General features: G+C 54.6%; 22 protein-coding genes, 1 pseudogene and 1 other annotated feature. Of the genes and pseudogenes, 17 read left to right on the top strand and 6 right to left on the bottom strand.

The annotated features are described in order from the left end of the window. The first annotated feature begins 27 nt into the window (after positions 1 to 27). The 8 genes from recF to JTI98_RS04870 all read left to right on the top strand — a co-directional run bounded on the left by recF (position 28) and on the right by JTI98_RS04870 (position 9638). Positions 28 to 1101, top strand: coding sequence for a DNA replication/repair protein RecF (gene recF / locus JTI98_RS04905; protein WP_042998733.1), 1074 nt, complete (start codon positions 28 to 30; stop codon positions 1099 to 1101). Between the two features lie 28 nt (positions 1102 to 1129). Then, positions 1130 to 3544 (top strand): DNA topoisomerase (ATP-hydrolyzing) subunit B, encoded by a 2415-nt coding sequence (gene gyrB / locus JTI98_RS04900; RefSeq protein WP_042998732.1) that lies wholly within the window; start codon positions 1130 to 1132, stop codon positions 3542 to 3544. 204 nt (positions 3545 to 3748) lie between these two features. After that, positions 3749 to 4561 (top strand): sugar-phosphatase, encoded by an 813-nt coding sequence (gene yidA / locus JTI98_RS04895; protein ID WP_042998731.1) that lies wholly within the window; start codon positions 3749 to 3751, stop codon positions 4559 to 4561. Between the two features lie 247 nt (positions 4562 to 4808). Continuing rightward, positions 4809 to 5498, top strand: a complete 690-nt coding sequence (gene dgoR, locus JTI98_RS04890) for a D-galactonate utilization transcriptional regulator DgoR (protein ID WP_042998730.1) — start codon at positions 4809 to 4811, stop codon at positions 5496 to 5498. Next, positions 5495 to 6373, top strand: coding sequence for a 2-dehydro-3-deoxygalactonokinase (locus tag JTI98_RS04885; protein WP_216081996.1), 879 nt, complete (start codon positions 5495 to 5497; stop codon positions 6371 to 6373). Before dgoR ends, JTI98_RS04885 begins: the two co-directional genes overlap by 4 nt. Beyond that, positions 6357 to 6974, top strand: a complete 618-nt coding sequence (locus tag JTI98_RS04880; RefSeq protein ID WP_044328789.1) for a 2-dehydro-3-deoxy-6-phosphogalactonate aldolase — start codon at positions 6357 to 6359, stop codon at positions 6972 to 6974. Before JTI98_RS04885 ends, JTI98_RS04880 begins: the two co-directional genes overlap by 17 nt. Continuing rightward, positions 6971 to 8119, top strand: coding sequence for a galactonate dehydratase (gene dgoD, locus JTI98_RS04875; protein WP_042998727.1), 1149 nt, complete (start codon positions 6971 to 6973; stop codon positions 8117 to 8119). Before JTI98_RS04880 ends, dgoD begins: the two co-directional genes overlap by 4 nt. Before the next feature lie 181 nt (positions 8120 to 8300). Beyond that, entirely contained in the window at positions 8301 to 9638 is a 1338-nt protein-coding gene (locus tag JTI98_RS04870) for an MFS transporter (RefSeq protein WP_072031698.1), read from the top strand. Here JTI98_RS04870 and cbrA read toward each other — a convergent pair. Further along, a pseudogene (gene cbrA / locus JTI98_RS04865) lies at positions 9635 to 10741 on the bottom strand (colicin M resistance lipid reductase CbrA). The gene JTI98_RS04870 and the pseudogene cbrA sit on opposite strands and share 4 nt — an antisense overlap. A gap of 100 nt (positions 10742 to 10841) precedes the next feature. On the opposite strand from cbrA, the gene JTI98_RS04860 reads away from it, so the two are divergent. After that, on the top strand, positions 10842 to 12068 hold the full coding sequence (locus tag JTI98_RS04860; RefSeq protein ID WP_046401920.1) for a DUF3748 domain-containing protein: 1227 nt from the start codon (positions 10842 to 10844) through the stop codon (positions 12066 to 12068). Here JTI98_RS04860 and JTI98_RS04855 read toward each other — a convergent pair whose 3' ends face one another. Beyond that, the gene (locus tag JTI98_RS04855) at positions 12069 to 12401 is read right to left on the bottom strand and encodes a YceK/YidQ family lipoprotein (RefSeq protein WP_216081995.1); all 333 of its coding nucleotides are present in this window, start codon (positions 12399 to 12401) and stop codon (positions 12069 to 12071) included. Between the two features lie 243 nt (positions 12402 to 12644). Next, positions 12645 to 12719: a sequence feature (ROSE (Repression Of Heat Shock gene Expression) occurs in the 5'-region of heat shock genes and acts as an RNA thermometer to modulate expression.), on the top strand. Here JTI98_RS04855 and ibpA point away from each other — a divergent pair. From ibpA to JTI98_RS04825, 6 genes are all read left to right on the top strand, one after another. Beyond that, on the top strand, positions 12713 to 13126 hold the full coding sequence (gene ibpA / locus JTI98_RS04850; RefSeq protein ID WP_042998723.1) for a small heat shock chaperone IbpA: 414 nt from the start codon (positions 12713 to 12715) through the stop codon (positions 13124 to 13126). (Overlaps the previous feature by 7 nt.) 148 nt (positions 13127 to 13274) lie before the next feature. Continuing rightward, positions 13275 to 13703, top strand: coding sequence for a small heat shock chaperone IbpB (gene ibpB, locus JTI98_RS04845; protein WP_216081994.1), 429 nt, complete (start codon positions 13275 to 13277; stop codon positions 13701 to 13703). 265 nt (positions 13704 to 13968) lie between these two features. Next, positions 13969 to 15630 (top strand): putative transporter, encoded by a 1662-nt coding sequence (locus JTI98_RS04840; protein WP_042998721.1) that lies wholly within the window; start codon positions 13969 to 13971, stop codon positions 15628 to 15630. A gap of 375 nt (positions 15631 to 16005) precedes the next feature. Continuing rightward, complete coding sequence (locus JTI98_RS04835; RefSeq protein WP_042998720.1) at positions 16006 to 16353, top strand: YidH family protein; 348 nt, start codon at positions 16006 to 16008, stop codon at positions 16351 to 16353. Continuing rightward, positions 16343 to 16705, top strand: a complete 363-nt coding sequence (locus JTI98_RS04830) for a DUF202 domain-containing protein (RefSeq protein WP_042998719.1) — start codon at positions 16343 to 16345, stop codon at positions 16703 to 16705. Before JTI98_RS04835 ends, JTI98_RS04830 begins: the two co-directional genes overlap by 11 nt. Continuing rightward, positions 16702 to 17823, top strand: a complete 1122-nt coding sequence (locus JTI98_RS04825) for an anaerobic sulfatase maturase (protein WP_216081993.1) — start codon at positions 16702 to 16704, stop codon at positions 17821 to 17823. Before JTI98_RS04830 ends, JTI98_RS04825 begins: the two co-directional genes overlap by 4 nt. Here the strand turns inward: JTI98_RS04825 and dsdA are convergent. Continuing rightward, positions 17820 to 19142, bottom strand: coding sequence for a D-serine ammonia-lyase (gene dsdA, locus JTI98_RS04820; RefSeq protein WP_216081992.1), 1323 nt, complete (start codon positions 19140 to 19142; stop codon positions 17820 to 17822). The genes JTI98_RS04825 and dsdA overlap by 4 nt on opposite strands. A 17-nt stretch (positions 19143 to 19159) precedes the next feature. After that, a complete protein-coding gene (dsdX, locus tag JTI98_RS04815) occupies positions 19160 to 20497 on the bottom strand; it encodes a D-serine transporter DsdX (protein WP_042998716.1) in 1338 nt (445 codons plus the stop codon). A gap of 230 nt (positions 20498 to 20727) precedes the next feature. On the opposite strand from dsdX, the gene dsdC reads away from it, so the two are divergent. Together dsdC and JTI98_RS04805 are read left to right on the top strand one after the other, a co-directional pair. Beyond that, positions 20728 to 21684 carry a DNA-binding transcriptional regulator DsdC gene (gene dsdC / locus JTI98_RS04810; RefSeq protein ID WP_044268112.1) on the top strand — a complete coding sequence of 319 codons (957 nt, stop codon included), beginning with the start codon at positions 20728 to 20730 and terminating at the stop codon, positions 21682 to 21684. A gap of 54 nt (positions 21685 to 21738) precedes the next feature. Beyond that, complete coding sequence (locus JTI98_RS04805) at positions 21739 to 22788, top strand: cellulase family glycosylhydrolase (RefSeq protein WP_216081991.1); 1050 nt, start codon at positions 21739 to 21741, stop codon at positions 22786 to 22788. Here the strand turns inward: JTI98_RS04805 and emrD are convergent. Together emrD and JTI98_RS21130 are read right to left on the bottom strand one after the other, a co-directional pair. Further along, positions 22715 to 23899: a multidrug efflux MFS transporter EmrD gene (gene emrD, locus JTI98_RS04800; RefSeq protein WP_216081990.1), complete on the bottom strand. Its 1185-nt coding sequence runs from the start codon at positions 23897 to 23899 to the stop codon at positions 22715 to 22717. The genes JTI98_RS04805 and emrD overlap by 74 nt on opposite strands. A 179-nt stretch (positions 23900 to 24078) precedes the next feature. After that, on the bottom strand, positions 24079 to 24489 hold a 411-nt coding region (locus JTI98_RS21130), incomplete at its 5' end, for an EamA family transporter (protein WP_252869623.1).

Genomic DNA, 24489 nt, shown 5'->3' with positions numbered 1-24489 from the left:
CACGCCCCCTGGATGATGCTCTGAAATATGTCGCTATCCCGACTCTTAATCAAAGATTTCCGCAATATTGAAAATGCGGATCTCGCGTTATCCCCCGGCTTTAACTTCCTGGTTGGCGCGAACGGCAGCGGTAAAACCAGCGTTCTGGAAGCCATCTATACGCTCGGCCACGGCCGGGCGTTTCGCAGTTTGCAGATTGGTCGCGTCATTCGTCACGAGCAGGAGTCGTTTGTTCTTCATGGGCGATTGCAGGGGAATGAGCGGGAAACCTCGATTGGGTTAACCAAAGATAAGCTGGGTGACAGTAAAGTGCGTATCGACGGCACTGACGGCCACAAGGTGGCGGAGCTGGCGCTGTTGATGCCGATGCAACTGATCACCCCTGAGGGGTTTACTTTACTCAACGGCGGCCCCAAATACAGAAGAGCGTTCCTCGATTGGGGATGCTTTCACAATGAAGCTGGATTCTTCACCGCCTGGAGCAACCTGAAGCGTCTGCTCAAGCAGCGCAATGCGGCGCTGCGCCAGGTGAGTCGTTACGAGCAACTGCGTCCGTGGGATAAAGAACTGATCCCGCTGGCGGAACAAATCAGCACCTGGCGCGCGGAGTACAGCGCCGGTATCGCACAGGATATGGCGGATACTTGCCAGCAGTTTCTTCCTGAATTTTCTCTCTCCTTCTCTTTTCAGCGCGGCTGGGAGAAAGAGACTGATTATGCCGAGGTGCTGGAACGTGGTTTTGAACGCGACCGCATGTTGACTTACACCGCGCACGGCCCGCATAAAGCGGATTTCCGCATTCGCGCCGATGGTGCGCCGGTAGAAGATACCTTGTCGCGTGGGCAGTTAAAGCTGCTAATGTGCGCCTTACGTCTGGCGCAAGGGGAGTTCCTCACCCGTGAAAGCGGGCGGCGGTGTCTCTACCTGATAGATGATTTTGCCTCAGAGCTTGATGATGCGCGTCGCGGACTGTTAGCCAGTCGATTAAAAGCGACACAATCACAGGTCTTTGTCAGCGCAATCAGCGCTGAACACGTTCTGGACATGTCGGACAAAAATTCGAAGATGTTCACCGTGGAAAAGGGTAAAATAACGGATTAACCCAAGTTTAAATGAGCGAGAAACGTTGATGTCGAATTCTTATGACTCCTCCAGTATCAAAGTCCTGAAAGGACTGGATGCGGTGCGTAAGCGCCCGGGTATGTATATCGGCGATACGGATGACGGCACCGGTCTGCACCACATGGTATTCGAGGTGGTAGATAACGCTATCGACGAAGCGCTCGCGGGTCACTGTAAAGACATTATTGTCACCATCCATGCCGACAACTCTGTCTCCGTACAGGATGATGGACGCGGCATCCCGACCGGTATTCACCCGGAAGAAGGCGTATCGGCGGCGGAAGTGATCATGACCGTTCTGCACGCAGGCGGTAAATTTGACGATAACTCCTATAAAGTCTCCGGCGGTCTGCACGGTGTGGGTGTCTCCGTGGTGAACGCCCTGTCGCAGAAACTGGAACTGGTTATCCAGCGCGATAACAAAATCCACCGTCAGATCTACGAGCACGGCGTTCCGCAGGCACCGCTGGCAGTCACTGGCGATACCGATAAAACCGGTACGATGGTGCGTTTCTGGCCGAGCCACGAAACCTTCACTAACGTCACGGAGTTCGAATACGAGATTCTGGCGAAGCGTCTGCGCGAACTGTCGTTCCTGAACTCTGGCGTCTCTATTCGCCTGAAAGACAAGCGCGATGGTAAAGAAGACCATTTCCACTATGAAGGTGGCATCAGGGCGTTCGTTGAGTATCTGAACAAGAACAAAACGCCAATCCACCCGAATATCTTCTATTTCTCCACCGAAAAAGACGGTATCGGCGTGGAAGTTGCACTGCAATGGAACGACGGCTTCCAGGAAAACATCTATTGCTTTACCAACAACATTCCGCAGCGTGACGGCGGTACGCACCTGGCAGGTTTCCGTGCGGCGATGACCCGTACCCTGAACGCCTACATGGACAAAGAAGGCTACAGCAAAAAAGCGAAAGTCAGCGCCACCGGTGATGATGCCCGTGAAGGCCTGATTGCTGTGGTGTCCGTGAAAGTGCCGGATCCGAAGTTCTCCTCTCAGACCAAAGATAAACTGGTTTCTTCTGAGGTGAAATCGGCGGTTGAACAGCAGATGAACGAACTGCTGAGCGAATACCTGCTGGAAAACCCGTCTGACGCCAAAATCGTGGTCGGTAAAATTATTGATGCGGCCCGTGCCCGTGAAGCAGCCCGCCGTGCGCGTGAAATGACGCGTCGTAAAGGGGCGCTGGATCTGGCGGGTCTGCCTGGCAAACTGGCGGACTGTCAGGAACGCGACCCGGCGCTGTCCGAACTGTACCTTGTGGAAGGGGACTCTGCGGGCGGCTCTGCAAAACAGGGGCGTAACCGCAAGAACCAGGCGATTCTGCCGCTGAAGGGTAAAATCCTCAACGTAGAGAAAGCGCGCTTCGACAAGATGCTCTCTTCGCAGGAAGTGGCGACGCTGATCACCGCGCTCGGTTGCGGTATTGGTCGTGACGAGTACAACCCGGACAAACTGCGTTATCACAGCATCATTATCATGACCGATGCGGACGTCGACGGCTCGCATATTCGTACGCTGCTGTTGACCTTCTTCTATCGTCAGATGCCAGAAATTGTTGAGCGTGGCCACGTCTACATTGCCCAGCCGCCGCTGTATAAAGTGAAGAAAGGCAAGCAGGAACAGTACATTAAAGACGATGAGGCGATGGACCAGTACCAGATCTCCATCGCGCTGGACGGTGCTACGCTGCACACCAACGCCAGCGCACCGGCGCTGTCTGGTGAAGCGTTAGAAAAACTGGTTTCTGAGTACAACGCCACGCAGAAAATGATTGGTCGTATGGAGCGTCGCTTCCCGAAAGCAATGCTGAAAGAGCTGGTGTATCAGCCGACGCTGACTGAAGACAATCTTTCAGACGAGCAGACCGTGACCCGTTGGGTGAACGCGCTAATTACCGAGCTGAACGAGAAAGAACAGCACGGTAGCCAGTGGAAGTTCGATATCCAGCACAATACGGAACAGAATCTGTTTGAACCGATCGTGCGTGTGCGTACCCACGGTGTGGACACCGACTACGCGCTGGATCACGAGTTTGTAACGGGGGCGGAATACCGCCGTATCTGCACGCTGGGTGAAAAACTGCGCGGCCTGATGGAAGAAGATGCCTTCATCGAACGCGGTGAACGTCGTCAACCGGTTGCCAGCTTCGAACAGGCGCTGGACTGGCTGGTGAAAGAGTCACGTCGTGGTCTGGCTATTCAGCGTTATAAAGGTCTGGGTGAGATGAACCCGGATCAGCTGTGGGAAACCACCATGGATCCGGAAAGCCGTCGCATGTTACGCGTTACCGTGAAGGATGCGATTGCTGCTGACCAGTTGTTCACCACGCTGATGGGCGACGCGGTAGAACCACGTCGTGCGTTTATCGAAGAGAACGCCCTGAAAGCGGCAAATATCGATATCTAATCCCTATCTATAGGCCGGATAAGGCGGTTTTACGCCGCCATCCGGCAAGATCCTGCGTGATGCCTGATGGCGCGTTGCTTATCAGGCCTACAATTGATCGTCAAAAGGGGAATCGTGATTCCCCTTCTTATCCCCCTTTTCGCTGCTGTTTTTTGAGCGGAATCGCGTTAGCATGAGTCAGGACTCATTGAATGCGGGGAATTCATGGCTATCAAACTCATTGCTATCGATATGGATGGCACCCTTCTGTTACCCGATCACACCATTTCACCGGCGGTTAAACGTGCGATTGCCGCAGCCCGTGAAAAAGGGGTAAACGTGGTACTGACCACCGGTCGTCCGTATGCGGGTGTACACAGCTATCTGAAAGAGCTGCATATGGAACAACCCGGCGACTACTGCATTACCTATAACGGTGCGCTGGTGCAGAAAGCGGGCGATGGTAGCACTGTCGCACAAACCGCGCTGAGCTATGACGATTACCGCTATCTGGAAAAACTCTCCCGCGAGGTCGGCTCGCACTTCCACGCGCTGGACCGTACCACGCTGTATACCGCAAACCGTGATATCAGCTATTACACCGTACATGAATCCTATGTCGCGACCATTCCACTGGTGTTCTGCGAAGCGGAAAAGATGGATCCGCAAACCCAGTTCCTGAAAGTGATGATGATTGATGAGCCCGCGATCCTCGATCAGGCCATCGCCCGTATTCCGGCAGAAGTGAAAGAGAAATATACCGTGCTGAAAAGTGCGCCGTACTTCCTCGAAATCCTCGATAAACGCGTCAATAAAGGCACTGGTGTGAAATCACTGGCTGATGCGCTGGGCATCAAACCGGAAGAAATTATGGCGATTGGCGATCAGGAAAATGACATCGCGATGATCGAGTATGCCGGGCTTGGGGTAGCGATGGATAACGCCATTCCCCTGGTGAAAGAGATCGCCAACTTTGTTACCAAATCAAATCTGGAAGATGGCGTTGCGTATGCCATTGAGCAGCACGTCCTGAAGTAATCCCTCTGGATGGTTTGCCATGACCCGCGTTGATCGCGGGTTTTTTTACCCCCGCCGTTTACTCCTCATAACATTTTCATTACCGATTGTCGTTTTTGTGATCTAAATTGTAGTACAACATATCTGTGTTGTACTACATTGAACGCATCACAACACTGTATAGCATCACGTTAGTACTACAAAAGTGAGGCGAATTTCAGCGATAACGGTAAAGTAGAGAGGACCATCCAGAGCATAAGGACTCTCCATGACTCTCAATAAAACCGATCGCATCGTGATCACGCTGGGCAAACAGATTGTCAGCGGTAAATACGTACCGGGTGCCGCACTCCCTGCGGAAGCGGAGCTGTGTGAGGAGTTTGAAACCTCACGCAATATCATCCGCGAAGTGTTCCGCTCGCTAATGGCAAAGCGGCTGATTGAAATGAAGCGTTATCGTGGCGCCTTTGTCACATCGCGGAATCAGTGGAATTACCTCGATACCGACGTGTTGCAATGGGTACTGGAAAACGATTACGACCCGCGGCTCATCAGTGCGATGAGCGAGGTCCGAAATCTGGTGGAGCCCGCGATTGCCCGCTGGGCAGCGGAACGCGCGACCTCGAGTGATTTAGCTGAAATTGAATCGGCGCTCAATGACATGATCGCCAACAATCAGGATCGGGAGGCCTTTAATGAAGCGGATATCCGCTATCACGAGGCGGTATTGCAGTCAGTGCATAACCCGGTTTTGCAACAGCTGAGCGTGGCAATCACTTCGCTTCAGCGGGCGGTATTTGAACGGACCTGGATGGGCGATGAAGCCAACATGCCAAAAACGCTCCAGGAACATAAGGCGCTATTCGATGCGATACGGCATCAGGATAGCAATGCGGCAGAGCAGGCGGCCCTGACCATGATCGCCAGCTCGACACGAAGGTTGAAGGAAATCACATGACAGCTCGCTACATCGCAATTGACTGGGGATCGACCAATTTGCGCGCCTGGCTTTACCAGGGCGACAAATGCCTGGAAAGCAGGCAATCAGAAGCAGGCGTTACGCGTCTGAACGGTAAATCCCCCGAGGCGGTGTTAGCAGAAGTCACACAAAACTGGCGCGACAGCGCCACACCGGTGGTCATGGCCGGAATGGTCGGTAGCAACGTGGGCTGGAAGATTGCCCCGTATCTGCCGGTTCCTGCCTCTTTCGCTGCCATTGGTGAGCAGTTAACGCCCGTTGGCGACAATGTCTGGATTATTCCTGGGTTGTGTGTTTTGCGCGACGATAACCACAATGTGATGCGCGGCGAAGAGACACAACTGCTCGGCGCACGCACGCTTTCTCCTTCTTCTGTCTATGTCATGCCGGGGACGCACTGCAAATGGGTGCAGGCTGACGCAGAGCAAATTCACGATTTTCGTACCGTGATGACCGGTGAACTACACCATTTGCTCCTGCAACACTCGCTGGTGGGCGCTGGTTTGCCGGAACAGCAAACCTCTTCAGATGCCTTTGCCGCCGGGCTTGCGCGCGGGATCGACTCCCCTGCCGTTTTGCCACAACTTTTTGAGGTTCGTGCCTCGCATGTGCTGGGAAATCTCCCGCGCGAGCAGGTCAACGAATTTCTCTCTGGCCTGTTGATTGGCGCAGAGGTCGCCAGCATGCGTGATTTCATCGCGCACGAGCAGACCATCACGATTGTCGCAGGCGCATCGCTGACATCACGCTATCAGCAGGCGTTCCACGCCATGGGGCGTGACGTTTCCGCGGTTCCCGGCGATACGGCATTTCAGGCAGGTATAAGGAGCATCGCCCATGCAGTGGCAAACTAATCTTCCGCTTATTGCGATTTTGCGCGGCATTACCCCCGGGGAGGCGCTTGCGCACGTTGGCGCAGTGATCGACGCCGGATTTGACGCGGTGGAGATCCCGCTTAACTCCCCCGAGTGGGAAAAGAGCATTCCGGCCGTGGTGGATGCGTTTGGCGATAACGCGCTGATCGGTGCCGGAACGGTATTACAACCAGAGCAGGTGGATCGCCTGGCGAAGATGGGCTGTCGACTCATTGTAACGCCAAATATCAATGCGGAGGTCATTCGCCGTGCGGTGGGTTACGGCATGACGGTCTGTCCGGGATGCGCCACCGCCACAGAAGCCTTTACTGCGCTGGATGCTGGCGCGCAGGCGCTGAAAATTTTCCCGTCATCGGCCTTTGGACCGGATTACATCAAAGCGCTGAAAGCGGTATTACCCGCCAGTGTACCGGTCTTTGCCGTGGGCGGCGTAACGCCAGACAACCTGGCGCAGTGGATGAAAGCCGGGTGTGTGGGTGCGGGACTGGGCAGCGATCTGTATCGCGCCGGGCAGTCCGTAGCGCGCACCGCGCAGCAGGCGGCAGCATTTGTTAAGGCATATCGAGAGGCAGTGAAATGAAAATAACCAAACTCACCACGTACCGTTTACCTCCGCGTTGGATGTTCCTGAAAATTGAAACCGACGAAGGCGTTGTTGGCTGGGGCGAGCCGGTGATTGAAGGCCGCGCCCGTACCGTCGAAGCGGCGGTGCATGAACTGGGCGATTACCTGATCGGTCAGGACCCGGCGCGCATTAATGACCTGTGGCAGGTAATGTATCGCGCAGGTTTCTACCGCGGCGGCCCGATTCTGATGAGCGCCATCGCTGGCATCGACCAGGCGCTGTGGGATATCAAAGGTAAAGTGCTGAACGCGCCGGTCTGGCAACTGATGGGTGGCCTGGTACGCGACAAAATCAAAGCCTACAGCTGGGTTGGCGGCGATCGTCCTGCGGAAGTGATCGACGGCATTAAGCAATTGCGGAATATCGGCTTTGACACCTTCAAGCTCAACGGCTGCGAAGAGATGGGCGTGATTGATAATTCACGGGCGGTCGATCGCGCGGTCAACACCGTGGCGCAAATCCGCGAAGCCTTTGGCAATGAAATTGAGTTTGGTCTGGATTTTCACGGACGCGTCAGCGCGCCGATGGCGAAAGTGCTGATTAAAGAGCTGGAGCCTTATCGCCCGCTGTTTATTGAAGAGCCGGTGCTGGCGGAACAGGCAGAGTACTACCCGAAACTGGCGGAACAGACCCATATTCCGATCGCGGCGGGTGAACGTATGTTCTCGCGCTTCGAGTTTAAACGGGTGCTGGAAGCGGGCGGGCTGGCGATTTTGCAGCCGGACCTGTCACATGCGGGCGGGATTACCGAGTGTTACAAAATTGCGGCAATGGCGGAAGCTTATGATGTGGCGCTGGCTCCGCACTGTCCGCTGGGACCGATTGCGCTGGCAGCGTGTCTGCATGTCGACTTTGTTTCACGTAATGCCGTGTTCCAGGAACAGAGCATGGGGATTCACTATAACAAGGGCGCGGAACTGCTCGACTTTGTGAAAAACAAAGACGATTTCAACATGGAAGGCGGGTTCTTTAAACCATTAATGAAGCCGGGCCTTGGCGTGGATATTGATGAAGCCAAAGTCATTGAGCTAAGCAAAAATGCGCCGGACTGGCGTAATCCGCTGTGGCGTCATGAGGATGGTTCGGTCGCCGAGTGGTAAATGCGCGTCATACTTCGCGCTGGTGGTGCGTTGGCTGCGTTTTCTTACCCCGGTCACATACTTTTGTATGCTCCCGGGGATGCGAAAACTAGCCGCCTTCCCCCAGCACGAATTATTTAGCGCATTAGCGTAATTTTTTAATTTTAAAAATAAAACAAACACCCTCTGTAAATTACCGGGCATGGTGAGCGGCTTCGCTATGCCCAAAATCTGGAGACAGATTGCGATGGATATTCCAGTTACTGCTGCAAAAACCGGGCGTCGCCGTTACCTGACGCTGATTATGATCTTTATTACCGTGGTCATCTGTTATGTCGACCGCGCCAACCTTGCGGTGGCGTCGGCGCATATTCAGGAAGAGTTTGGTATTACGAAAGCGGAAATGGGCTATGTCTTCTCGGCTTTTGCCTGGTTGTATACCCTATGCCAGATCCCGGGCGGCTGGTTCCTTGACCGCGTCGGATCCCGTCTGACCTACTTTATTGCGATATTTGGCTGGTCGGTGGCAACCCTCTTCCAGGGCTTCGCCACGGGGTTGATGTCGTTAATTGGCCTGCGCGCCATTACCGGGATATTCGAAGCCCCGGCGTTCCCCACCAACAACCGCATGGTGACGAGTTGGTTCCCCGAGCATGAACGTGCCTCCGCCGTCGGTTTTTATACCTCCGGACAGTTTGTCGGCCTGGCGTTCCTGACCCCGCTGTTGATCTGGATCCAGGAGATGCTGAGCTGGCACTGGGTGTTCATTGTCACCGGGGGGATCGGCATTATCTGGTCGCTGGTCTGGTTTAAAGTGTATCAACCGCCTCGTCTGACCAAAAGTATCACCAAAGCGGAACTGGACTATATTCGCGACGGCGGCGGCCTGGTGGATGGTGATGCACCCGTTAAGAAAGAGGCGCGTCAGCCGTTGACCAAAGCGGACTGGAAACTGGTGTTCCACCGTAAGCTGGTGGGCGTTTATCTGGGCCAGTTTGCCGTCACCTCAACGCTGTGGTTCTTCCTGACGTGGTTCCCGAACTACCTGACACAGGAAAAAGGCATTACCGCGCTGAAGGCGGGTTTTATGACCACCGTACCGTTCCTCGCGGCGTTCTTTGGCGTACTGCTTTCCGGATGGCTGGCGGATAAGCTGGTGAAAAAAGGCTTTTCGCTGGGTGTGGCGCGTAAAACGCCGATTATTTGTGGTCTGTTAATCTCCACCTGCATCATGGGTGCAAACTACACCAACGATCCGGTGTGGATTATGACCCTGATGGCGGTGGCGTTCTTCGGTAACGGCTTTGCTTCCATCACCTGGTCACTGGTCTCTTCGCTGGCGCCGATGCGCCTCATCGGCCTGACCGGTGGCGTTTTTAACTTTGTTGGTGGGCTGGGCGGGATTACTGTTCCGCTGGTGATTGGTTACCTTGCGCAGGACTATGGCTTTGGTCCCGCGCTGGTTTATATCTCAGCCGTTGCCCTGATTGGCGCGCTCTCTTACATCCTGCTTGTGGGTGATGTAAAACGCGTAGGTTAATACTCCTTTACCAGCCCGCCAGACGTTGTGGTGGGCTGGTCATCCTGGCTTAGCGGGATATGCGCGATGCCGCTTCGCATAATCGCGCTTCTCAATACGGGCGCAGTCAAACAACGACTCTTCAGGATCTTGCCATACAGTTTAATGCGCAGTTGGCGGGTGGCCTTCCGGTACGCGCGGTTCCTCTCCGGCGCATCCAGCAGCAGAACAGCCTTGAGGATCTCCGCGCTATCCAGGGCGTAGCTAATCCCCTCCAGTGAACTGGCGCTGATGAACCCGGCGGCCTCGCCAATCAGAAATGCGTTATCTTCACCGCAGACGAAATCTGCCCAGCGTGACGGAAAGAGTACAGTACATTTCTCGCTTTTCACCGGTTCGCCGAAGCGGAACTGAAAGGCTGCCATTTTCTCTTTTAGCGCGTCAAAGCGTGCCTGGCCGTCTTTCATGGGATAAGCGCCGCCAAAGATGAAATAGCCGTCTTTGCTGATACTCCAGGAGTAACAGTCCGTCACAGCGTTATCGAAAATGCAGGAATAAAACGGGACCGGATGACTTTCTGCGAACCACTGTTGGATGGCGACATATTTGCGAATCTGATGTTCCGGATAAAGATAGCGACGTACCAGCGAATTTGCTCCGTCGGCCCCCACCAGATAGCGGGCGGTAATCTGTTGCTCCCAACCGTCGGCGCGAAAAATCACGTGCCACTTCCCCTCTTCTCGCCAGATTTTTCAACACAGGCTGTCGTGATACACCTGTACCTCATCCGGGATCAGCGATTTCATCCATAAATCAAAGGCATGACGGTTGATGTTGATATAGCTGCGCTGGTAGTTACGCGTCAGTGAGGTGTCGACATCCACCGTTTTAACGCTGAAAATTTGCGGATTGGCGATGACGTCCACCGGCAGCGTAATGCCGTCGCGAATAAACGAACGCTGTGCATCCGGTGCCAGTAAACCGCCGCAGGGTTTGGTGAACCCTTCATTGCCGCAGTGACGTTTTTTATCCAGCGCAAGCACGCGCATTTTACCGCTCAATTTACGCGCCAGCGTTGCGCCGGCCGAGCCGAGACCGATAATCGCTACGTCGAAATGTTCCATCTTTTTGTCCGCAAAAAATGAAGATGGCACTACGCTAATGCCTGAAAGTGAAGTCCTTGTGAAGTATGATTGATGAAATTGTCCCTGACCTGAGCATTCCATGAAGCAAATCACCTTTACGCCGCGTAATCATCAGCTTACCAATACCCGGACCTGGACGGCGGACAGCCGTTGGCTGGTGTTTGACGTTCGCCCGTCAGGGGCGTCTTTTACCGGCGAAACCATTGAGCGGGTGAATGTCCATACCGGTGAGCAGGAGGTGATTTATCGCGCGACGCAGGGGGCGCATGTCGGTGTGGTAACAGTGCATCCGCAGGCGGAGAAATATGTATTTATTCATGGACCTGAAAACCCGGATGCGACGTGGCACTATGACTTTCATCATCGTCGCGGCGTGATTGTCGAACAGGGACAGGTGACGAATCTGGACGCGATGGATATCACTTCACCGTACACGCCGGGTGCACTGCGCGGCGGCAGCCATGTTCATGTTTTCAGCCCGAACGGTGAGTTTGTCAGCTTTACCTACAACGATCATGTTATGCATGAACGCGATCTGGCGCTGGATTTACGCAACGTGGGCGTCGCACTGCCTTATGGGCCGGTGACGGTGTCGGCGCAGCATCCAAGAGAATACAGCGGCAGCCACTGGTGCGTGCTGGTCAGCCAGACGACGCCCGAACCCACGCCGGGCAGCGATGAGATCTCTCGCGCCTACGAAGAGGGCTGGGTGGGAAATCATGCGCTGGCGTTTATCGGCGACACAATGTCTGAAAAGGGCGAGAAAGTACCGGAGCTGTTTCTGGTTGAACTCCCGCAGACGGAGGCGGACTGGAAAACGCCAGGTGATGCCTCGCTGGAAGGTACGGATTCTTCGCTGCCCGCACCGCCGCGCGGAGTGACACAGCGCCGCCTGACGTTCACCCATGCACATCGTTTCCCTGGGCTGGCAACGGTTCCGCGTCATTGGGTGCGCAGTAATCCGCAGGCGACGGAGATTGCGTTCCTGATGCGCGATGAGGCTGGTATCGTGCAACTGTGGTTGATTTCGCCACAGGGCGGGGAGCCCCGCCAGTTGACCCATCACGCTACCGGGATTCAGTCCGCGTTTAACTGGCATCCGTCAGGGAAATGGCTGGGATGTGTGGTAGATAACCGCATTGCCTGCTGTGATGCGCGCAGCGGAGAGATCACGTTTTTAACGCAGAATCACGGCACTCCGCCTTCTGGGGATGCTGTGGTTTTCTCGCCTGATGGTCAGTTTGTGGCGTGGATGGAAGATGTAGACGGTTTCCGTCAACTGTGGATGACAGAAACCGGGCGGTAATCAGGGGGCGGGCATTTTCGCCGGAGGGATCACGGAGTTGGTTATCCGTGTTCTCTCCTCGCTTCTTTCGACACGCGATCTGACTGAATTGTCTTTACGGAACAGATCCCACGGTAACAGGATCGTGTCCATTACTGCCGTAAAGGGCATATCCAGTATCGCCAGCGATTTGGTACCCCAGTTTGTCTCATCGTCACCTATCATCGTGGCGCTGGCGCGGGTGCCAGGATAAGTTCCCTCTTTACCACCGGTATGTGACATTACGCTGGAGCAACCACTCAGTAAAACCATCCCACTGTACATCATCAGCGTTAACAACACATTTCTTATCATGATTTATTCATCTGTTGATCATCGGTGTTTGCATGATGAGTTATAGCGATCCCTTGCCAGAAATAACATCCTCATCACATCGCACTGTGGCGGCTATCGCACTTTAACGATTAGTGCTGTCCCCACCCAGTCTATGCAATAGACAGCAAACTGCAAAAAAAAGTCAGCCTGGACGGCTTGAAATGTGCGTATTCAGACCCATTTTGATGGTGTAGGCAAATGAAGAGCACGCCTGATGGGTGTTCTGACTACCGGACCTGTCCATGATGGAAGGTCATTTAACTTCTCGCTGATTTCAGGAGCTATTGATTATGCGTAACTTTGATTTATCCCCGCTGTACCGTTCTGCTATTGGTTTTGACCGCCTGTTTAACCTGCTGGAAAGCAATCAGAGCCAGAGTAACGGCGGCTACCCTCCGTATAACGTTGAGCTGGTAGACGAAAACCATTACCGCATTGCCATCGCCGTTGCCGGTTTCGCCGAGAGCGAGCTGGAAATTACTGCACAAGACAACCTGCTGGTGGTGAAAGGCGCGCATGCGGACGAGCAAAAAGAACGGACCTACCTTTACCAGGGTATCGCGGAGCGCAACTTTGAGCGTAAGTTCCAGTTAGCTGAGAACATCCATGTTCGCGGCGCGAATCTGGTCAATGGTCTGCTGTACATCGATCTTGAGCGCGTGATTCCGGAAGCGAACAAACCGCGCCGTATCGAAATCAATTAATTCTGACGGGCCGCGTTGCGCGGCCTGTTATCCCGGGCTCGCCGACAGGGGGCCTATGCGAATCTACGGATTTGCAGGTACGACTATGCCCTAAACCGCTTGCCTTGCAGGGTGTAGTGAAAACTCGCTTCTTAGAAGGAGAATGATTATGCGTAACTACGATTTATCCCCGCTGCTGCGTCAATGGATCGGTTTTGACAAACTGGCCAACGCGTTACAAAACACCGGTGAAAGCCAGAGCTTCCCACCCTATGACATTGAAAAAAGTGACGATAACCACTATCGCATTACGCTTGCGTTGGCCGGTTTCCGTCAGGAAGACCTGGATATTCAGCTGGAAGGCACCCGCCTGACCGTAAAAGGCACACCGCAGCAGCCTGAAAAAGAGACCAAATGGTTGCATCAGGGGCTGGTCACCCAGTCGTTCAGCCTGAGCTTTACCCTGGCTGAAAATATGGAGGTGTCCGGTGCGACATTTACCAACGGGTTGTTGCATATCGATTTGACCCGTAATGTCCCGGAAGTGGTTGCTCCGCAACGTATCGCCATCAGCGAACGTCCCGCATTAAATAGCTAATTTAGCTCCTTGCCTTTGCCCCGCCAGAAATGACGGGGCTTTTTTGTGCGCGAAGATAACACCGGGTTTTAGGGTATGATGCCCTTACCAGAAGAAAGCATTCAGCAACGTCAGGTTACGATGAAGAAAAAAGGGGGAAGAAACGCCCATCATAAGGGTGCTTTACCGTTTCGGCAGCATGAGAATGTGCGCCATCTTGCATATATGCCTGAACGGTTCAGTCATAATCCATGTAAATTGAAATGTTATTCACAGGGAATAAAAAATGAGTGATATAGCATTGACGGTCAGCGTTCTGGCGTTGGTGGCGGTTGTCGGATTGTGGATCGGCAACATCAAGGTGCGGGGTGTCGGCTTTGGCATCGGCGGCGTGTTGTTCGGCGGCATTATCGTCGGCCACTTCGTTGATCAGGCTGGGGTGACGCTGAGCGGCGATATGCTGCACTTTATCCAGGAATTTGGCCTGATTCTGTTCGTCTACACCATTGGGATTCAGGTGGGGCCAGGGTTCTTCGCCTCTCTGCGGGTTTCTGGCCTGCGTCTCAATCTGTTTGCGATTCTGATCGTCATCATCGGCGGACTGGTTACCGCTATCCTGCATAAAGTGTTTGCTATTCCGCTGCCGGTGGTGCTGGGGATTTTCTCCGGTGCGGTCACCAATACTCCGGCGCTTGGGGCCGGACAACAAATCCTGCGCGATCTGGGTACGCCAATGGAGCTGGTGGACCAGATGGGGATGAGCTACGCGATGGCGTATCCGTTTGGGATTTGCGGTATTTTGCTGACCATGTGGCTGATGCGCATGATATTTCGCGTCAATGTGGAAGCGGAAGCGCAACAGCATGAATCGACGCTCACCAACGGTCACTCGCTGATTCAGACCATCAATATCCGCGTTGAGAACCCCAATCTCAACAATATGGCGATTCAGGATGTGCCGATCCTTAACAGCGATAAAATCATCTGCTCACGACTGAAGCGTGAAGAGACGCTGATGGTGCCGTCGCCGGGAACGGTGATTCAACTGGGTGATTTGCTGCACCTCGTTGGTCAGCCGGGCGATCTGCATAACGCACGACTGGTGATAGGTCAGGAGGTGGATACCTCTCTGTCGACCCGGGGCACTGATTTGCGCGTTGAACGCGTCGTGGTCACCAACGAAAAAGTGCTCGGCAAACGCATCCGCGATTTGCACTTTAAAGAGCGTTACGACGTGGTGATTTCTCGACTGAACCGTGCGGGTGTTGAACTGGTGGCCAGCAGCGATGCCAGCCTGCAATTTGGTGACATCCTTAATCTGGTGGGACGACCCGCCTCGATTGATGCTGTTGCCAATGTTGTCGGTAACGCCCAGCAAAAACTGCAGCAGGTGCAGATGCTGCCGGTGTTTATTGGCATCGGTCTGGGGGTGTTGCTGGGGTCTATTCCGCTCTTTATTCCCGGCTTTCCGGTGGCGTTAAAGCTGGGGCTGGCGGGCGGACCGCTGATTATGGCGCTGATTCTGGGGCGTATCGGCAGCATTGGTAAGCTGTACTGGTTTATGCCGCCAAGTGCGAACCTGGCGCTGCGTGAACTGGGGATTGTGCTGTTCCTGGCCGTGGTGGGGCTGAAATCAGGTGGTGATTTTATCGATACGCTGACGCAGGGCGATGGTCTGAGCTGGGTGGGCTACGGTATTTTTATTACTGCTATCCCGCTTATCACCGTCGGTTTACTGGCGCGTATTTTTGCCAAAATGAACTACCTGACGCTGTGCGGGATGCTGGCCGGTTCGATGACCGATCCACCGGCGCTGGCGTTTGCAAACAACCTGCATGCCACCAGCGGCGCGGCGGCGCTGTCGTATGCGACGGTGTATCCGTTGGTGATGTTCCTGCGGATTATCACGCCTCAACTGCTGGCGGTGATTTTCTGGGGATTAAGTTAGATCTGCTCATATCGACCGGCATCCATCGGGTTGCCGGTCAGCATCGTTCAACACATCACGCTTTCTTACTAACCCGTTGTGGCGTCCGGTTTTTCCACACACAGGCGTTGAAAATGCTCGTAGCACGTCATTTTCAGCCAACAGGTGCACAATCCCCATTTTAGCCGTGCGATAACGCCAGGGTTTTGCGGTGGCGGTGCTGCGTATTCATCGCCAGATGCTTGTGCCGATTCACCATGGAAGAAATGAAACTGGTTTCGCAAACGCTACATGCATCGACCTGAGTTACAGAGTTTATTAATGCTATTTATCCAGGTGCTCAGGTAATATTGCGCTTATTTCATGCGCACTTTTACGCATTCAGTAGGGGGTTAAATGAAGATTTCCCGCCTCGGAGAAGCCCCGGATTACCGCTTCTCACTGGCAAACGAGCGTACCTTTCTGGCGTGGATCCGCACCGCGCTGGGTTTCCTGGCCGCCGGCGTTGGGCTTGACCAACTGGCGCCGGACTTCGCCACGCCGGTGATCCGCGAGCTGTTGGCGCTGCTGCTCTGTTTGTTCGCTGGCGGTCTGGCGATTTACGGTTATCTGCGCTGGCTGCGCAATGAAAAGGCGATGCGGCTGAAAGAGGATTTGCCCTATACCCGAAGCCTGCTGATCATCAGTCTGATATTGACCATTGTGGCGATTGTGGTCATGGCGCTGGTGCTGTATGCCGGATAGCCGTAAGGCCCGTCGCCTGTCCGATCCGGGACTGCAGCCGGAGCGCACATCGCTGGCATGGTTTCGCACGCTGCTGGGCTACGGTGCGCTGATGGCGCTGGCGATAAAACATCACTGGCATCAGGCGGGATTCTTGTTCTGGGTCTCTATCGCGGTGCTGGCTATCGTGGTTGTGATCCTCTGGCGCTATACGCGCAAGCGTAATCTGATGGATGTCTCGCATATTGATTTTGTCCAGTCACGCGCGGTTCGTGACAAATTTATGATCTCCCTCGCGGTGTTATCTCTCGCAATACTGTTTGCTGTAACGCACGTTCGCCAACTTATCGTATTTCTCGGGAATTTAGCATGACAGGATGTCAGGTCATGGCCAAGCCGGCCAGTTCACGTTGTAACCTGGATTGTCGTTACTGCTTTTACATTGATAAACCCGCCCACCCGGTGATGGATGACATCACGTTATCGACGTTTATTCAGCAGCATATTGCCGCACAGCCAGGGCCAGATGTTCTGTTTGCTTGGCAGGGAGGAGAACCGACGCTCTGCGGTCTGGATTTTTTTCATCGTGTGGTGGCGTTGCAAAAGCAGTTCGGCGCGGGAAAGCAGATCCAGAATGCTTTTCAGACCAACGGTATTTTGCTCAATGACGCATGGTGTCGCTTTCTGCACGACAATAACTGGCTGGTGGGACTCTCACTGGACGGTCCTGCTGATTTGCATGATGCCTTTCGGGTCAGCCGTCGCGGCAATCCAACCCATCAAAAAGTGATGACTGCGCTGCAAAAACTGGTCGAATACCGCGTGGAGTTCAACCTGCTGGTGGTGGTGAATCGCCTCAACAGCAACCAGCCGGAACGGATGTATCACTATCTTCGCCAGCTAGGGACGCCTTTTTTACAGTTTATTCCGCTTGTTGAGCTGGATGAGCACAGCAGGCTGACGGCGGAATCGGTCGAATCACAGGCATGGGGGCAGTTTCTTAAATCGGTATTTGATATCTGGGTTCGGGAAGATATTGGCCGTGTGTATATTCAGCTCTTTGACTCGACACTGGGCGTGTGGTGCGGCTATCCGTCGCAGATGTGCGCGCTAAGTCAGGACTGTGGTCACGCTTTCGCGCTGGAAGCCAATGGTGATTTGTATCAGTGCGATCATTATGTTTATCCGCAGTACCGGCTGGGTAACATTCATCACACGCCGCTGAAGGCGCTCAATGCCAGTCCGCAGGCGAAAACTTTTGGGGAGCTGAAAAGAACCACGTTAAGCGCAGCGTGTCAGGCCTGTTCGCTGCTGCGCTTTTGTCATGGTGATTGCCCTAAACATCGGGATGAGAGCGGGAAAAGCATGCTGTGCGCCGGATACCGCGACTTTATCCGTCATAGCGCGCCGCACATGCGCGTGATGCGTGATCTGATCAGGCAGCATCGCTCACCGGCAGAGCTGATGGCGATGCTGCGTGCCGGGCGTTAGCGCCCTTTCGCCAGGTATTGCGCCATTTCTGCTTCTGGTACCATGCCGCCGCCCGTCGCCCAGACCAGGTGCGTTGCATTATTGAGCTGCTCAGCGCTAATCCCCTGCATTTGCTGATAGTCAGTGGATGCACAAACACGCTGAGGCCCGGCCATTCCCGCCAGCGCTGACGGTTCCAGACGGATGTTCTCTTCCTGTGCCAGCCAGCCCAACATGTCATACATGGACTGATCGCTGAGGGTATATAACCCATCGAGCAGGCGTTCCATCGCTCTGCCGACAAAGCCCGATGCCCGCCCTACTGCCAGGCCGTCTGCCGCCGTCAGGTTATCGATACCGATCTCCTGCACGGAGATCGCATCATGCAGACCGGTATACACACCCAGCAGCATGCAAGGGGAATGCGTCGGTTCAGCAAAGAAGCAGTGTACGTTATCGCCAAATGCCAGTTTCAGACCAAACGCCACCCCGCCGGGGCCACCGCCCACGCCGCACGGCAGGTAAACAAATAATGGGTGATCGTCATCCACCACGCGGCCTTGCTGTTCGAATTGCGCTTTCAGACGCTGCCCCGCAACGGCATAGCCTAAAAACAACGTACGGGAGTTTTCATCGTCGATAAAGAAGCAGTTTGGATCGGACTCCGCCGCTTTACGGCCCTGTTCAACCGCCACGCCGTAATCTTCTTCGTATTCAACAACCGTGACGCCGTGGCTGCGCAGTTTGGCTTTCTTCCACGCCCGGGCATCCGCAGACATATGCACCGTGACGTTAAAGCCAATGCGGGCGCTCATAATGCCGATAGAAAGCCCCAGGTTGCCGGTTGACCCCACCGCGATGCTGTACTGGCTAAAGAAGGCTTTGAACTCCGGAGAAAGCAGAACGCTGTAATCCTCGTCTGGGGTCAGCATCCCGGCTTCCCGCGCCAGTTTTTCGGCGTGCGTCAGCACTTCATAAATGCCGCCGCGCGCTTTAATCGAGCCGGAAATGGGCAGATGGCTATCTTTTTTCAGCAGGATTTCGCCACTGATTTTCTGGCCGTACTGTTTTTCCAGACGCTGCTGCATGGCCGGAATGGCAACAACCTCAGATTCAATAATCCCCCCGCTCGCAGCGGTTTCCGGGAAGGCTTTGGCCAGATACGGCGCAAAGCGCGCCAGACGGGCGTGGGCACCCTTAACGTCTTGTTCCGACAGCCCTACATAGGGTAAACCTTCCGCCAGAGAGGTCGTTCCGGGATTGAACCAGGTCGTTTCTCGCAAAGCCACCAGATCCTCCACCAAAGGATACTGGGCGATGAGTTTTTGTATGTTTTCCATAGGACGTCTCTTTGCGCTTAGATGATAAAGGAAAGCAAGAATGTGCAAGCCAGTGCAATGACCGAGGCGATGAATGTCGCGGTCGTATAGTATTTGAACGTCTCATTCAGGGTGGCGCCGCAGTATTGCTTAACCAGCCAGAAGAGGGAGTCGGTGACGATCGTGCAGCCAATGGCACCGGAACCGATGGCAATAGCGATAATCTCCGGACTGACGTTGGGATAAAGCGGCAGCATCGGCGCGACAATCGCCGTGGCGCCCATCATCGCAACGGTGGCTGAACCGACTGCCGCGTGCAGAATCAGCGCCACCAGCCAGGCCAGCAGAATCGGGTGCATATCCATATTGGAAAGGATCACCGCCAGTGTGTCTGCCAGACCGCTGCTCTTGAGGATGGCGTTGAATGCCCCGCCCGCCCCGATAATCAGCAGAATATTGGCGATAGAACCAAAACCGTTTTCGGTATGGGTGAGCAGGGTGCTCATGCCGATATGCTGGCGCAGACCGAGAATGTAATACGCCACGAAGACGGCAATAAACATCGCGGTGATCGGGTTACCGATAAATTCCAGCAGGGTGTACAGCGTGCTGCCTTTGGTCATGTTCAGTTCAGCAACGGTTTTCACCAGCATTAAACCAATCGGTAGCAGGACGGTAAACAGCGTTGCGCCCAGCGACGGCAGCGTGCTTTCTTCGCGTACCTTGAGGTCTGCAAACTCAGCGGGAACCGGTTTGAACGGCAGGCGATTGCCGAGAAATTTCAGGAACAGCGGGCCGCCGATCAGCGACGCCATCAGGCCAACCAACAGGCCGTAGACAATCACCGAACCAATATCCGCGCCCAGTTTATTGGCGACAAACAGCGCTGCAGGGTGCGGTGGTACGACGCAGTGAACGGCCATCAGCGCGGTACATAGCGGGATTGCCAGTTTCAGCAGCGAGGTGTTGGTTTTTTTCGCGATGGAGAACGCCAGCGGAATTAACAGTACCACGCCAACTTCAACGAACAGCGTGATCCCGCAAATCAGCCCCACCAGCACCATAATGACGTCAGCAGAGAGCCAGCGACAGCGCTGGAGCGTTAAGCCGATGCGTTCTGCTGCGCCGGAAACCTCCATCATTTTGCCGAGAATCGTACCCAGACCGATGACGGCGGCGAGAAAGCCCAGCGTACCGCCAATCCCGCTCTCAATGGCGTTGACCATATCCAGCGGCCCCATGCCCATCATGGTTCCCACAAAGAAACTGGCGAGCAGCAGTGCCAGGAACGGGTGGAATTTGAATTTCACGATGGTCAATACAATTAACACAATGCTAATTAGCAGCGTGCTCACAACCCAGATTTGAGAGTGCATATCTCACCTTGCCCTGTGATTAACCTGTCCCTATTGGACAAAAATTCGGCGTGGGCTGACAAACGATATAAATCCTCACTCACATGAATCAGATTGAATCAAAGAGGTGATTTACATCGAATATTCGCGCAATTTTGCGATATGGTTCATCCTCATTCATCTTTATGCTGATTTTTTCTGCGATTTTTTTTACACTTCGCCGGACTGAAGCTGAAGTCACCGAGGTATAAATGGAACCCCTTCGCGAAGTCAGAAACCATCTCCTCAATGGCTGGCAATTATCGAAACTGTACACGTTTGAAGTGGCCGCGCGACATCAGTCGTTTGCGATGGCCGCAGACGAACTGTCGCTGAGTCCCAGCGCTATCAGCCACCGCATTAACCAACTGGAAGAGGAGTTGGGGATCCAGCTTTTCGTCCGTTCGCACCGCAAAGTGGAGCTTACCCATGAAGGTAAGCGGGTGTTCTGGGCGCTGAAATCGTCGCTGGATACGCTGAACCAGGAGATCCTCGATATCAAAAATCAGGAACTCTCCGGGACGTTGACCGTCTATTCTCGCCCGTCTATCGCGCAGTGCTGGCTGGTGCCTGCGCTGGGTGACTTTACCCGCCGCTATCCATCAATCTCGCTCACGATCTTAACCGGCAACGACAACGTAAACCTGCAGCGCGCCGGGGTCGATCTGGCACTCTACTTTGACGATGCGCCATCTGCCCAACTGGAACATCACTTTTTAATGGATGAAGCGATTCTCCCCGTTTGTAGCCCGGATTATGCCCGGCGTTTTGATTTAATGGGCTCGCTGGTGAATTTGCCGCACTGCACGCTGCTGCATGACCGTCAGGCCTGGAGCAATGATTCAGGAACCGATGAATGGCATAGTTGGGCACAACATTTTTCAGTGAATTTGCCGACATCGTCAGGAATTGGCTTCGATCGTTCTGATTTAGCGGTGATTGCCGCCATGAACCATATCGGCGTGGCGATGGGGCGTAAACGGTTGGTACAGAAGCGGCTCGAAAGCGGTGAACTGGTCGCCCCGTTTGGTGAGATGGCGTTGACCTGTCATCAGCATTACTACATGACGACGTTACCCGGCAGGCAATGGCCGAAAATAGACGCCTTTATCACCTGGCTGCGTGAGCAGGCGAAGCCGTTTTCCCAAAGCGAAACTGCTACGCGATAACTAAAAAAGCGTGCTAAATACGTGATAGCGCTTGCAACATTACTGAGGGTCATCGTGATTAAACCGCTCGTCTCGCTCTTCGTGTTGGTCAGTTTCGCCCTGGGGGCAGCGCAACCGCCGCTGACGGCAACACATTATGCGCAGCAGCTCGGTGTGGGGATGGACGTCGACTGGGCACGCACGGAACAGGGTATCCGGGAGTTTGACCCGCTGGTGGTGCGGGACTTCCACGCGAAAGGGATTACCCATGTACGCATTCGGGTGGCGGGAGAACCCACCGAGGCGCGGCTTATTCATTTGCGCAAGCTGGTGGAAGCCTGCGAGCAGTATGGCGTCATTCCGGTTATCGCCTACCAGGCCGACGAGTATAAAAATGATCCCAGTGCGAGCAACGAAAAAGAGGTGACCAACTGGTGGGTCGCAGTAGCGCACTATTTCGCTCACCGCGCGCCGCTGCTGGGGTTTGATCTGATTTACGAACCGGCCGGTAAGCTGAATCATAATCTGGCCTCCCTGAACCGGGTGTACGAAAAGACCATTCGCACTATCCATGCTATTGATCCGCAACGGATGATTTTTGTCGCGCCGCGTCTGCGTGCCGCGCCGGAAGAGCTGACGAATCTGCGCCTGCCGCCGCAAAGTCAGAACTATGTCCTGGCGGAATGGCATATCTTCCCGTGGGGACCGGTGAAAAATAACGGTAAACACCCCTGGACGTCGGGGACGGCGACAGAGAAAGCGGCGATTCGCGCGCGCATCGCTACCGCGGTGCACTGGCAACAAAAAAGCGGGCATGTCAGCTGGGTTGGCGGTTGGGCCACGGGAGAAACCAGCAAGAATCCCCCGTCCTCTTCACAGCTGGCCTTTGCCACGTTTATGGCCTGCGAGTTGAAGAAAGCGAAAATTCCCTATGCAATCAACGCCGATACGCAATTTTACGACGGGGAAGAGGGGGCATGGCGGCCCGCGCTTGAGCCGCTGTTACTGGCGATGGTTGCGCCGGACTGCGAAACGCACGGCCACACGGTCATTAAATCGCCTGCCCCTGGTGTGAAAAACGCGCCGCCAGCGGTAGCCAGCACAGTAAAATCAGCAACCCCATAAGCGTCATCAGCAGACCGAGGCTGCCCTGCCCGGTTTGTGGCAGCATCGCGGAAAGCCACGCCAGTACGCCGGAGCCAATGTTTTGCAGGCCGCCTACCAGCGCGCCTGCTGTACCGGCGAGGAACGGGAACGGCTCCATTGCGCCGCTGGTTGCCAGCGGGAACAGCATCCCGGCACCGAAGAAGAACAGCGCGGCGGGGATCAGCAGCGTCCAGACGTTCATCACGCCAAACCAACCGGGGATCCACATCATCAGCCCGGCCAGCAGACAACTCAGCACCGACTGCCACATTAGCGTGGAGAAGCGCTTATTCGGGCGACCGGCAAACCATGCGCCGAAAAACGCCGCCGGAATCGGCAGGATAAACAGGATGCTCACCACCATACTGCTCAGCCCTAACACCGCGCCCATCAGCACGCCTGAGCACGCTTCGAACACCGCGATCCCTGCCAGTCCGCCAATCAGCATCAGCAGATAGCAGTTAAACGCGCTGTGACCAAACAAGGTTTTATAGTTGGCAATCAGCCGCGTGCGCGGCGCGCCAGTAGGACGCGTTTCCGGCATCCAGCGCGCCATACTAAAGGTAACGCCTGCACAGAGCACAAGCAGGAAAACGTAACAGGCGCGCCAGTTCCACATCGTATCAAGCAGCCCACCTATCAGCGGTGCCAGCAGCGGGCTGACCAGAATGCCCATATTCAGCATGCTGTTGGCGTGGCGCAGCTGTGTGCCTTCGTACAAATCACGCGGCAAGGTTCGAGCCATTACCCCGCCAACGCCGGTCCCCATTCCCTGCAACGCACTGGCGGCGATCAGCACCGTCAGGCTGTGAGTCGTAATCGCGACCAGCGTGGCAAGCATAAAAATCGACATCCCGACGAGGATCACCGGGCGGCGTCCGACGCGGTCGGACAGCGGGCCATAAAACAGTTGCGATACGCCATAGGTCAGCAGATAAGCTGCCATCACGCTTTGCACGGCCCCTTCGCGAACGTTTAGCTCGCGTGCCATATCGGCAATGGCAGGGATATAAATGGTTTGTGCCATCTGACCCACAGCCACAAGTAATACCAACATCAACAACAAATTGACGTTTCTCTGCCTTTTCATTTCGCTGAATACTTTTCAAAAAGAGAAAAAATAAGAATAAGGTGCTACGCATTCCCATAAATGCGAGTGAAATCTACCACACTAAAAAAAGAAGGCCAGATGGTGAGCGGGAATGGAAAAGGAGTGAACGGCAGGATATGTAAACAAAAAGCGGCAACAAATGTTGCCGAGTTTGAGTTCTAGGACAGGCGTAACAGAATGGCGCCAGCGGCAATTCCGCCAGCAGCCACCAGGCGCAACCCCACCACTCGTTCCTTCAACAGCAGCCAGGCAATCAGCGCGCCGAACAGGATTGAGGTTTCACGCAGTGCAGCGACGACAGCCAGCGGCGCGAGAGTCATTGCCCAGAGTGCCAGTCCGTAAGAACCCATGGTGGCAATGCCGCCAAAAATTCCCTTCTTCCAGTGCTGCGTCAGATAGCGCAATGCTTCACGACGACGGGCCATCATCGCCCATCCCAGCAGGCAGGAACCGTTCAAAAAGAAGGTCCAGAGCGTGTATCCCAGCGCGGTTTCCGAGAGCCTGACGCCGGTGCCGTCCACCAGCGTATATCCGGCGATGAAACAGGCGTTAATCAGGGCGAGCACAAT

The organism is Citrobacter sp. MGH 55, from assembly GCF_016906145.1.
GTDB lineage: Bacteria > Pseudomonadota > Gammaproteobacteria > Enterobacterales > Enterobacteriaceae > Citrobacter_A > Citrobacter_A amalonaticus.
This window is presented reverse-complemented; position numbering and strand designations above follow the sequence as displayed.

Excerpts from the sequence above, each read along its gene's own strand:
- yidA (WP_042998731.1), top strand. The coding sequence starts at position 3,749 with ATGGCTATCAAACTCATTGCTATCGATATGGATGGCACCCTTCTGTTA.
- JTI98_RS04870 (WP_072031698.1), top strand. The coding sequence starts at position 8,301 with ATGGTGAGCGGCTTCGCTATGCCCAAAATCTGGAGACAGATTGCGATG.
- recF (WP_042998733.1), top strand. The coding sequence starts at position 28 with ATGTCGCTATCCCGACTCTTAATCAAAGATTTCCGCAATATTGAAAAT.
- ibpB (WP_216081994.1), top strand. The coding sequence starts at position 13,275 with ATGCGTAACTACGATTTATCCCCGCTGCTGCGTCAATGGATCGGTTTT.
- JTI98_RS04880 (WP_044328789.1), top strand. The coding sequence starts at position 6,357 with ATGCAGTGGCAAACTAATCTTCCGCTTATTGCGATTTTGCGCGGCATT.
- dgoD (WP_042998727.1), top strand. The coding sequence starts at position 6,971 with ATGAAAATAACCAAACTCACCACGTACCGTTTACCTCCGCGTTGGATG.
- JTI98_RS04830 (WP_042998719.1), top strand. The coding sequence starts at position 16,343 with ATGCCGGATAGCCGTAAGGCCCGTCGCCTGTCCGATCCGGGACTGCAG.
- JTI98_RS04825 (WP_216081993.1), top strand. The coding sequence starts at position 16,702 with ATGACAGGATGTCAGGTCATGGCCAAGCCGGCCAGTTCACGTTGTAAC.
- dgoR (WP_042998730.1), top strand. The coding sequence starts at position 4,809 with ATGACTCTCAATAAAACCGATCGCATCGTGATCACGCTGGGCAAACAG.
- ibpA (WP_042998723.1), top strand. The coding sequence starts at position 12,713 with ATGCGTAACTTTGATTTATCCCCGCTGTACCGTTCTGCTATTGGTTTT.
- JTI98_RS04855 (WP_216081995.1), bottom strand. The coding sequence starts at position 12,401 with ATGATAAGAAATGTGTTGTTAACGCTGATGATGTACAGTGGGATGGTT.
- dsdA (WP_216081992.1), bottom strand. The coding sequence starts at position 19,142 with ATGGAAAACATACAAAAACTCATCGCCCAGTATCCTTTGGTGGAGGAT.
- emrD (WP_216081990.1), bottom strand. The coding sequence starts at position 23,899 with ATGAAAAGGCAGAGAAACGTCAATTTGTTGTTGATGTTGGTATTACTT.
- JTI98_RS04835 (WP_042998720.1), top strand. The coding sequence starts at position 16,006 with ATGAAGATTTCCCGCCTCGGAGAAGCCCCGGATTACCGCTTCTCACTG.
- JTI98_RS04840 (WP_042998721.1), top strand. The coding sequence starts at position 13,969 with ATGAGTGATATAGCATTGACGGTCAGCGTTCTGGCGTTGGTGGCGGTT.
- dsdX (WP_042998716.1), bottom strand. The coding sequence starts at position 20,497 with ATGCACTCTCAAATCTGGGTTGTGAGCACGCTGCTAATTAGCATTGTG.
- gyrB (WP_042998732.1), top strand. The coding sequence starts at position 1,130 with ATGTCGAATTCTTATGACTCCTCCAGTATCAAAGTCCTGAAAGGACTG.
- JTI98_RS04885 (WP_216081996.1), top strand. The coding sequence starts at position 5,495 with ATGACAGCTCGCTACATCGCAATTGACTGGGGATCGACCAATTTGCGC.
- dsdC (WP_044268112.1), top strand. The coding sequence starts at position 20,728 with ATGGAACCCCTTCGCGAAGTCAGAAACCATCTCCTCAATGGCTGGCAA.
- JTI98_RS04860 (WP_046401920.1), top strand. The coding sequence starts at position 10,842 with ATGAAGCAAATCACCTTTACGCCGCGTAATCATCAGCTTACCAATACC.